The organism is Cupriavidus basilensis OR16, assembly GCF_000243095.1.
GTDB classification, from domain to species: domain Bacteria; phylum Pseudomonadota; class Gammaproteobacteria; order Burkholderiales; family Burkholderiaceae; genus Cupriavidus; species Cupriavidus basilensis_D.
In genome coordinates this window covers 1-8200 of sequence record NZ_AHJE01000135.1, presented here as the reverse complement: position 1 = coordinate 8200, position 8200 = coordinate 1, and the positions used below count along the sequence as shown (strand labels likewise).

Sequence of the window (8200 nt, the reverse complement as noted above, 5' to 3'; positions counted from 1 at the left end):
TCGGCGTGCTGGTTGAAGTATTCGAAGAACTTGCCCTCAGTGGGCATGAATCGGCCGAACATGGAATGTTCCTTGTCGAAGCGCCGGGGCGCAGCGGGGTTATTACTGAATCAGGCAGGTACGTATTGCACGACAGCCGCCCGGAGGCGGCTGTCATCAAAACGCAATATTTTACAGGTATGTGGGGCGAAGCCGGGAGACTTTGACACGCGGCATGGGCAATCGACTGCCGCCACCGAGCCTTGATGCCCTGCAAGCCGCGCCAGGACTGGCTTCAGTTGTCGTTGTCGAAGAAAGCCGGGCCGCCACTGAAGTTGTCGAACTTGGTGAACTGGCCCAGGAAGGTCAGCCGCACGGTGCCAATTGGACCGTTACGCTGCTTGCCGATGATGATTTCGGACGTGCCCTTGTCCTGCGAGTCCGGGTTGTAGACCTCGTCGCGGTAAATAAACAGGATCACGTCGGCGTCCTGTTCGATAGCGCCGGATTCACGCAAGTCGGACATCACCGGACGCTTGTTCGGGCGCTGTTCCAGGCTTCGGTTCAGCTGCGACAGTGCAATCACCGGGCAGTTGAGTTCCTTCGCCAGGCCCTTGAGCGAACGCGAGATTTCCGAGATTTCGGTGGCACGGTTCTCGCCGCCGCCCGAGCCCGACATCAGCTGCAGGTAGTCGATGACGATCAGTCCAAGCTGGCCGCACTGGCGCGCCAGCCGGCGCGAACGGGCGCGCAGTTCCATCGAGGTCAACGCTGGCGTCTCGTCGATGAACAGTTGTGCATCGTTCATGCGCTGGATGGCGTGCGTGAGCCGCGGCCAGTCTTCGTCGAGCAAGCGGCCAGTACGCAGGCGGTGCTGGTCCAGCCGTCCGACCGAGCCCAACATACGCATGGCTAGCTGCGTGCCCGCCATTTCCATCGAGAACACCGCCACCGGCAGGCCCTGCTCCACCGCCACGTGCTCGCCGATATTCAGCGAGAAAGCGGTCTTACCCATCGAGGGACGGCCAGCCACGATGATCAGGTCGCCCGCTTGCATGCCGCTGGTCATGCGATCCAGGTCGATAAAACCGGTAGGCACGCCGGTGACGTCGGTGCTCGAGTCGCGGTGGTACAACTCATCGATGCGCTCGACCACCTGGGTCAGCAGCGGCTGGATCTCCTGGAACCCCTTCTGCCCGCGCGAGCCTTCCTCGGCGATGGCGAACACCTTGGATTCCGCCTCGTCGAGCAGCTCCCGCACCTCGCGCCCCTTGGGGGCGAAGGCCGCGGTAGCGATATCGTCGGCCACGGTCACCAGCTTGCGCAGCACCGAGCGCTCGCGCACGATCTCCGCATAGCGGCGGATATTGGCCGCGCTAGGCGTGTTTTGCGCAAGGGAATTCAGATAGGCCAGGCCGCCCACCTCCTCCGCCTTTCCCGCGCCTTGTAGAGATTCGTAGACGGTGATGACGTCGGCGGGCTTGGTGGCGGAGATCAACCGGGAGATGCTCTGGAAGATCATCCGGTGATCGAAGCGATAGAAATCCGCTTCAGACAGGAAGTCGGCGATACGGTCCCAGGCGGCATTGTCCAGCAGCAGCCCACCTAGCACCGATTGCTCGGCCTCGATGGAATGCGGCGGTACCTTGAGATTATCTAGTTGGGGGTCAGCGACAGGCGCGTTCATAGGGTGGGATTATAACGGTCGGCGCCAGCGAGCCGGCGGAGAATTCGCGGCCGGCAGTTGGGGCATCCTGCCAAGTGACGGCGGGACAACCAGCCCCGCAGCAATGAAGCAGAGAAGAGAAGCGAGGGGGCGCGGCCAAACAAAAAGGCAGGAGCGCAATGCTCCTGCCTTTTTGTTTGGTCAAGCAGTTGACACTGGCATCCGGCTCCCGCTACCCCGAAGGACAAGCGAGAACCGGCAGCAAGGCCAATGCTTAGGCGTGTTCGCCCAGGACGGAAACCGTCACGTCGACCAGCACGTCGGTGTGCAGCGAGACGCTGACCGGGTGGTCGCCAACAACCTTCAGCGGACCATTCGGCAGACGCACTTGCGACTTCTCGACCTTGAAACCTTGGCCAGCCAGGGCTTCAGCGATGTCGGCGTTGGTCACCGAACCGAACAGGCGGCCGTCCACACCCGACTTCTGGGTGATTTGCACGGTCAGGCCATTCAGCTTTTCGCCTTCGGCTTGCGAAGCTGCCAGCTTTTCAGCGGCTGCCTTTTCCAGTTCAGCGCGCTTGACTTCGAACTCGCTGATAGCGGTCTGGGTAGCGCGGCGGGCCTTCTTGTTCGGGATCAGGAAGTTACGGGCGTAGCCGTCCTTCACGCGAACGATGTCACCCAGGTTGCCCAGGTTGATGACTTTCTCAAGCAGAATAATTTGCATCGTGTTTTCTCCTTAACGGACCTAGGGCCGATCAGTTCTTGTGCAGGTCCGTGTAGGGCATCAGCGCGAGGAAACGCGCGCGCTTGATGGCCGTGTCGAGCTGACGCTGATAGTGCGCCTTGGTGCCGGTCAGGCGGGCCGGCGTGATCTTGCCGTTGTCGCCGATGAAATCCTTCAGGGTGTCCAGATCCTTGTAGTCGATCTGTTCCACGCCAGCCACGGTGAAGCGGCAGAAGCGCTTGCGCTTGAACAGCGGGTTTTGCTGTTGGAAGCGCTTCTTGTTCTTGTTGTCACGTTTGACGAATGCCATGATTCAATCCTTTTCGAATGCTTTACATCCAGTGATGTGAAAGACGAGAGCCTTGCTGTTGCGGTGCTTGCGGGCCAGGAATCCTTCGCAGTCGAGCATCGCGCCGAGCGGGGTACGCTCAAGCCGCTGGCCGATCTGACCGATTCCCATGGCGGCGATGGCGAACTCCACCTGCCTGGGCGTTTGCGCCTCGACCGTCTCGCCCGCGTACTGCAAGATGCAGTTGACGACGGGGACCCCGGCCGGGGTGTAACGCAAGGCATCGCGTTCCGCGAGCGTCGCGCAGAGCCTTAACTGGTTCAACGCACTCTCCCGCACCGATGCCCGCATTTGCCGCCGCGGCGATCAACGCCAACGGCAACCACAACAGTCCGCACTTAGGCGGCCTGGACTTCGCTGGTCTGTTGCGCGGCCTTGCGAGCCTCTTCGCGCTGCACTTCCTTCATCATCGGGGACGGTGCGGTTTCAGCCTTCTTGGTCTGAACGATGAGGTGGCGCAGCACTGCATCGTTGAACTTGAACGCGTGTTCGAGTTCAGCCAGGGTTTCCTTGCCGCATTCGATGTTCAGGCAAACGTAGTGAGCCTTGGCCAGCTTCTGGATCATGTAGGCCATCTGACGGCGACCCCAGTCTTCCACGCGGTGGATCTGGCCTTCCTGGGACGTGACCAGCGTCTTGTAACGCTCGATCATGGCCGGGACTTGTTCGCTCTGGTCCGGATGGACGATAAATACGATTTCGTAATGACGCATTGACGCTCCTTTTGGATAAGCTGCCCGAGCGCCATGTCCGGTGCAGCAAGGTTGAATAGCCTTAAAGTATAGCGTGCTTTTGCCCCACCGGGCAAGCGGCCTTAGTTTTCGGCAAATAGCGCCTGCAGCGCCACCGGATCCTTTGCCAGTCCCGGCTCCACAGCCAAAGCCAGCGCCAGAAGCACGCGCGCCTTGTAAGGATTGAGGTCGCCGGCCGAAACGAAGACACCCGACGCAGGCCGGGGAGACGCAGGAATCGCCACATGGCCTGCCCCCGTGCGCGAGCTGCGCACGACTGCCACGCCAGCGCCCGCCGCATCGACCAACGCCTCCACCAGGGACTGGTGGACCGAGCCATTGCCCGCAGCCGCCACGACCAAGCCCGACACACCCGCCTGCGCCAGGGCATCCACCACGATACGGCCGGGCTCCGCATAGCTGGCCAGAATCTCCACCTGCGGCCACGCTGAAGGCACCGACCAAGCACTGACTGGCAAGCGCCCGGGGGTACGCACGAAGCGCACAAAGTCGTCCTGCACATAGCCAATCGGCCCCGCCACCGGCGATACAAAGGCGTTGACCGCTGATGTATGCGCCTTCACCACGTCCCGGCCGGCATGAATCTCCTGGTTGATCACCAGCAACGCGCCCTTCAGCAGGTTCAAGGGGCCATCCGCCGACAACGAGGTCGAAGGCCGCATGGCCGCCGTCAGCACCACCGGCACGGTACTCACGCATGCCAGGTGCAGCAGCATGGCAGTCTCTTCCAGCGTATCGGTGCCGTGCGTAATGACAATACCCGACACATCAGACTGCGCGGACCAGAACGCCACGCGCTCCACCAACCTGGACCAGAGCGCGAATGACATGTCCTTGCTATCCACCTGCGCCACCTGCTCGGCCTCGATCCGCGCCAACGCACCCAGCGCCGGCACCGCATCGAGCAGCGCCGTCACCGGCACCGTCGCCGCCTGGTACTTCGCACTGCTGGCTGGATTGGAAGAAGAACCGGCAATGGTGCCGCCAGTAGCGAGCACGACAACACGAGGCAGGAGAGACATGGCGGGAAAGTGGTCGAGAGCCAGAACGGTTTAGCAATGCGCAACGCAAGACGCTTCGGGTGCCGCGGATTGTAACCCTCCGCCAACGCGCCGCAGCAAGCGCCAGGACCCTGGGGAAGCACCTGTCAATGCGCGAACTCCCAAAATTCCGCTTGCACTTCACTCGATACTGTATAAAATCACAGCATACTGTTTAAACATACAGTGCTTTCAAACATCGGCGACCATGGCGACCCTGACACCGCGACAGCAGCAGATTTTCGACTTGATCCGCAGCAGCCTCCAGCACACGGGCTTCCCGCCCACGCGCGCCGAGATCGCCGCTAAGTTCGGCTTCTCCTCACCCAATGCCGCCGAGGAGCACCTACGTGCCCTGGCCCGCAAGGGCGTGATCGAACTCACCCCCGGCGCCTCCCGCGGCATCCGCCTCAAGGTATCGCGCAGCGACTCCGAATTGCCCGACCAGTTCTCCCTGCCCATGGCCGGCGTGATGCAACTGACGCTGCCACTGGTTGGGCGCGTCGCAGCCGGCAGCCCGATCCTCGCCGCCGAACACATCGACCGCCAATACCAGGTCGACGCCTCAGTATTCGACGTGCAGCCTGATTACCTCCTCCGGGTACGCGGCCTCAGCATGCGGGACGCCGGCATCCTCGACGGCGACCTGCTTGCTGTCAAACGCGCCAGCGAAGCCGCCAACGGCAAGATCGTCGTAGCCCGCCTGGGCGACGATGTCACCGTCAAGCGCCTAAACCGCCGCGGCGACACCATCGAGCTGATCGCCGAAAACCCCGACTTCCCCAGCATCATCGTGCAAGCCGGCCGCGAAGAGTTCTCACTAGAAGGCATCGCCGTCGGCCTGATCCGCCCCGGCGCCTTCTGACGAGTGCGGCTGAGGCGGGCGAACCCCGTACAAGCCGACACCCGATTGTGCCAACGCACCCGCGTAGCGGGTACCGCTAACTGTTGTTGCAAGTCACCAGGTGTAGCCATGCTGCCAGCCAACCGCCTCTCCGCCCGCCGCCCCGTCAAGCCTGTACCCTTCCGCCAATCCAAGGGCGTGCGCATCTACCAGGGCGCACAACGACGCACCATGGTTGGCAGCATGGCCGCCATCTGCCGAATGCTCGAGTTGGAGGAATCTTCCAAGATTGCTGTTTAAGCGGGCGGCACAGAAAAAATTTGTGCAGAGTACTAGCCATCCGGCTTCTGGCATTGTATGATCTTGTTCTTCGTCGTTCGGCACCAAACCAAACGACTTCGACGGTGGCTGTAGCTCAGTTGGTAGAGTCCAGGATTGTGATTCCTGTCGTCGTGGGTTCGAGTCCCATCAGCCACCCCAGAATTCTTATTCATATCAGTGACCTGCAGATTTCGTCGCATTTCATGATGTGAAGTTTCCAACGAAAGTGGAAACATTCCAACGGCGCCCCTGGCGCCGTTTTCGTTTTCTGCACTCGCGCGCTCCCCCAGGTTCCCCTTTTCTTCCCCCCTATTGCTGCGACCCACAGCGGTGGATTATTGCTGCCCATGCGCACGAGTGACCTCAGCCCCTCCGACTGGGCATCGGTGCCGGACCGCCAGCCTCGGGGCGCGAGCCCTGAGCCGGTTCATTCGACGAGCGCCGACGGATCAATTAATCGGCAAGAGGAAAACCGAAGACATCCCGCTCCAGGTCTTGCTCGAATGCCACCGTCCATGCGGCCCCCGCTCCGCCGGGATAGCGCCGAGCCTCGCCGCCGGCCACACGGGCGACGATGACCTCTCGCAGGATACGATTCGGCCCGCCGCTCGACGGAATGCCTTCCTCCGCGGCCACGTCGAAGTCCTCTCGTACAAATCCATGCAGGGCGCAAGCCGACTCGAAACCCTCGCGCTCATCCGCTGGCAGTTCGTGGAACAACTTTTGAACCATGACTATCTCCTAAAGCCTCGCCCGGATCCGGGCATGACCACTTCGGACATCCCGGGGCCGCTCGGCTACGGCATCCGCATGGCAATCACGCTCCAGGAAACCGAGTCCCGGCCCTGCGTATCCTTACGCTGCCCGCAGTAGCTGTCGGCAAGGCCAACCGCTCGGCCAAGCGCCAGCGTCTCATCGGCAGAAACGTCGAACATCCTTCGACCTTGGGGAACAGGCCCGTGGCGGAGCGACATGATGACCGTGGCGCCCGGCGCCAGCAGCTCCGCGATAGAGTTCATCGCAATGGGTCGTTCGGTGGCATCCAGATGCATCCATACTGCAGTCAGCAGTATCAGCTCAAAATGCTCTCGCCTGGATCGCATCGCTGACAGGCGTGGCAGTGAATCATCCACCCACTCGATGGGCAATGCCGCGTGAATGCGTTGCCCCTCTCGACGCAATTCGCCCGTGGGTTCCACGGCCACAACCCGATGTCCCAAGCGGGCGAGCGCGGCCGCATCGCGGCCTGACCCTGCTCCGATATCCAGAATATTGCTGGGCTCACGCGGAAATAGGTGCAGTACGTCTCGGTGGACATCCTCGAACCGGAGGCTCTCGTACTGCTGCGCCAATGCGGCCGCGTTCTCGCCATATCCGGCAGTACTTGCTGCTGCTTTTCTCATTTATGTCCCCTTCTCGCTCCCGATGGAGGCGCTTCTGTGCTCTTGTTCAGCAAGGGAGACTGCATGCCCCCCCACCGACGGCGGATAGCAAGCAGGCGTGCAGTTTGGCATATTTCAATTACTCGTTGCTTGACCCCGACGAGACTTCCCGTAGACCGCCCTGCTATCCCGCCGGCGGTCTTTTTTTGACAGGTACCCCGGGCGCTCCGATTCACATCCTGAATTGCCAGCCCCCTAGACGGCGCGACGCGGAATGGCGATGGTTCGCATCGCTTGCGACGCCTGTGGCACAGTATTGTGCGATGCGCCCTCCGTGCGACGGGGTGCTTTCTCTACGTTTACTTGGGAACCTTGAATATGGCCGGCACCAGCCTGCTTCTGCTGATCGACGACATCACCTCCATCCTCGACGATGTAGCCACCATGAGTAAAGTGGCGGCCAAGAAAACAGCCGGCGTACTAGGCGACGACCTGGCCTTGAATGCGCAGCAGGTCAGCGGCGTGAAGGCGGAGCGCGAATTACCCGTTGTGTGGGCTGTAGCGTTGGGGTCCTTGCGCAACAAGGTAATTCTGGTGCCGGCAGCTCTGGCGATTCGCTCGGGACAGTATCCGGTGCAACATTCGGCACCCAGGTGGCCGTGTTGTCGACCATCTCTTTGATCATGACAGTGGGCGTCTATGGCCTGGTGGCAGGCATCGTCAAGTTGGACGATGCTGGCCTGTATCTTAGCCAGAAGGCTTCCGCCGGCGCGCGAGCCATTGGACGCGGCATCCTGCGCCTGGCGCCCTGGCTGATGCGCGCGCTGTCCGTGATCGGCACAGCGGCGATGTTCCTGGTGGGGGGCGGGATTCTGGTACACGGTATTCCTGCCGTGCATCATCTGGCAGAGCCCGCGACTGAGATGCTGGCTGGGGTACCTATGATCGGCACAGGCCTGGGAATGCTAAGCCCCGTATTGATCAATGCACTGACGGGCGTCGTAGCAGGTGCACTGGTCACGGCTATAGTCGGCATTGCGAAACTTGGAATGCGCGCCCTGCGACCGTCGGCGAGTTAGTTTATTTCTTGCTTTCGAGATTTTCGAAAGCGGACGCGCACAAAAGCAAAACCCCCCAGTA

Annotated in this window: 11 protein-coding genes, 1 tRNA gene and 1 pseudogene; 5 read left to right on the top strand and 8 right to left on the bottom strand. The window is 61.5% G+C overall.

Annotated elements, in window-relative coordinates:
• A partial coding sequence (locus OR16_RS44235) for a hypothetical protein (protein ID WP_158001403.1) occupies window positions 1-206 on the top strand: 206 nt, incomplete at its 5' end.
• Between the two features lie 68 nt (window positions 207-274).
• On the opposite strand, the gene OR16_RS34965 is transcribed toward OR16_RS44235, so the two are convergent.
• The 6 genes from OR16_RS34965 to OR16_RS34940 form a co-directional block, all read right to left on the bottom strand.
• Window positions 275-1666, bottom strand: coding sequence for a replicative DNA helicase (locus tag OR16_RS34965; protein ID WP_006163610.1), 1392 nt, complete (start codon window positions 1664-1666; stop codon window positions 275-277).
• Between the two features lie 253 nt (window positions 1667-1919).
• Window positions 1920-2372, bottom strand: coding sequence for a 50S ribosomal protein L9 (rplI, locus tag OR16_RS34960; RefSeq protein ID WP_006163608.1), 453 nt, complete (start codon window positions 2370-2372; stop codon window positions 1920-1922).
• 31 nt (window positions 2373-2403) lie between these two features.
• Window positions 2404-2682, bottom strand: a complete 279-nt coding sequence (rpsR, locus tag OR16_RS34955) for a 30S ribosomal protein S18 (protein WP_006163606.1) — start codon at window positions 2680-2682, stop codon at window positions 2404-2406.
• Between the two features lie 3 nt (window positions 2683-2685).
• Complete coding sequence (priB, locus tag OR16_RS34950; RefSeq protein WP_017228959.1) at window positions 2686-2985, bottom strand: primosomal replication protein N; 300 nt, start codon at window positions 2983-2985, stop codon at window positions 2686-2688.
• Window positions 2986-3059: 74 nt separating this feature from the next.
• Window positions 3060-3434, bottom strand: coding sequence for a 30S ribosomal protein S6 (gene rpsF / locus OR16_RS34945; protein ID WP_006163598.1), 375 nt, complete (start codon window positions 3432-3434; stop codon window positions 3060-3062).
• A 101-nt stretch (window positions 3435-3535) separates the two neighbouring features.
• On the bottom strand, window positions 3536-4495 hold the full coding sequence (locus OR16_RS34940) for an asparaginase (RefSeq protein WP_043422329.1): 960 nt from the start codon (window positions 4493-4495) through the stop codon (window positions 3536-3538).
• A 226-nt stretch (window positions 4496-4721) separates the two neighbouring features.
• Here OR16_RS34940 and lexA point away from each other — a divergent pair, with 226 nt between their 5' ends.
• The 3 genes from lexA (at window position 4722) to OR16_RS34930 (ending at window position 5837) form a co-directional block, all read left to right on the top strand.
• Window positions 4722-5378, top strand: coding sequence for a transcriptional repressor LexA (gene lexA, locus OR16_RS34935; protein ID WP_006163593.1), 657 nt, complete (start codon window positions 4722-4724; stop codon window positions 5376-5378).
• A gap of 108 nt (window positions 5379-5486) precedes the next feature.
• Window positions 5487-5657, top strand: a complete 171-nt coding sequence (locus OR16_RS44715) for a hypothetical protein (RefSeq protein ID WP_006163591.1) — start codon at window positions 5487-5489, stop codon at window positions 5655-5657.
• A gap of 104 nt (window positions 5658-5761) precedes the next feature.
• Window positions 5762-5837 (top strand) — tRNA-His (locus OR16_RS34930).
• Window positions 5838-6131: 294 nt separating this feature from the next.
• Here OR16_RS34930 and OR16_RS34925 read toward each other — a convergent pair.
• The gene (locus OR16_RS34925; RefSeq protein ID WP_006163590.1) at window positions 6132-6410 is read right to left on the bottom strand and encodes a hypothetical protein; all 279 of its coding nucleotides are present in this window, start codon (window positions 6408-6410) and stop codon (window positions 6132-6134) included.
• A gap of 65 nt (window positions 6411-6475) precedes the next feature.
• The gene (locus OR16_RS34920; RefSeq protein ID WP_043422326.1) at window positions 6476-7081 is read right to left on the bottom strand and encodes a class I SAM-dependent methyltransferase; all 606 of its coding nucleotides are present in this window, start codon (window positions 7079-7081) and stop codon (window positions 6476-6478) included.
• A gap of 357 nt (window positions 7082-7438) precedes the next feature.
• Here OR16_RS34920 and OR16_RS34915 point away from each other — a divergent pair.
• Window positions 7439-8139, top strand: a pseudogene (locus OR16_RS34915) (DUF808 family protein).
• Window positions 8140-8200 lie beyond the last annotated feature (61 nt).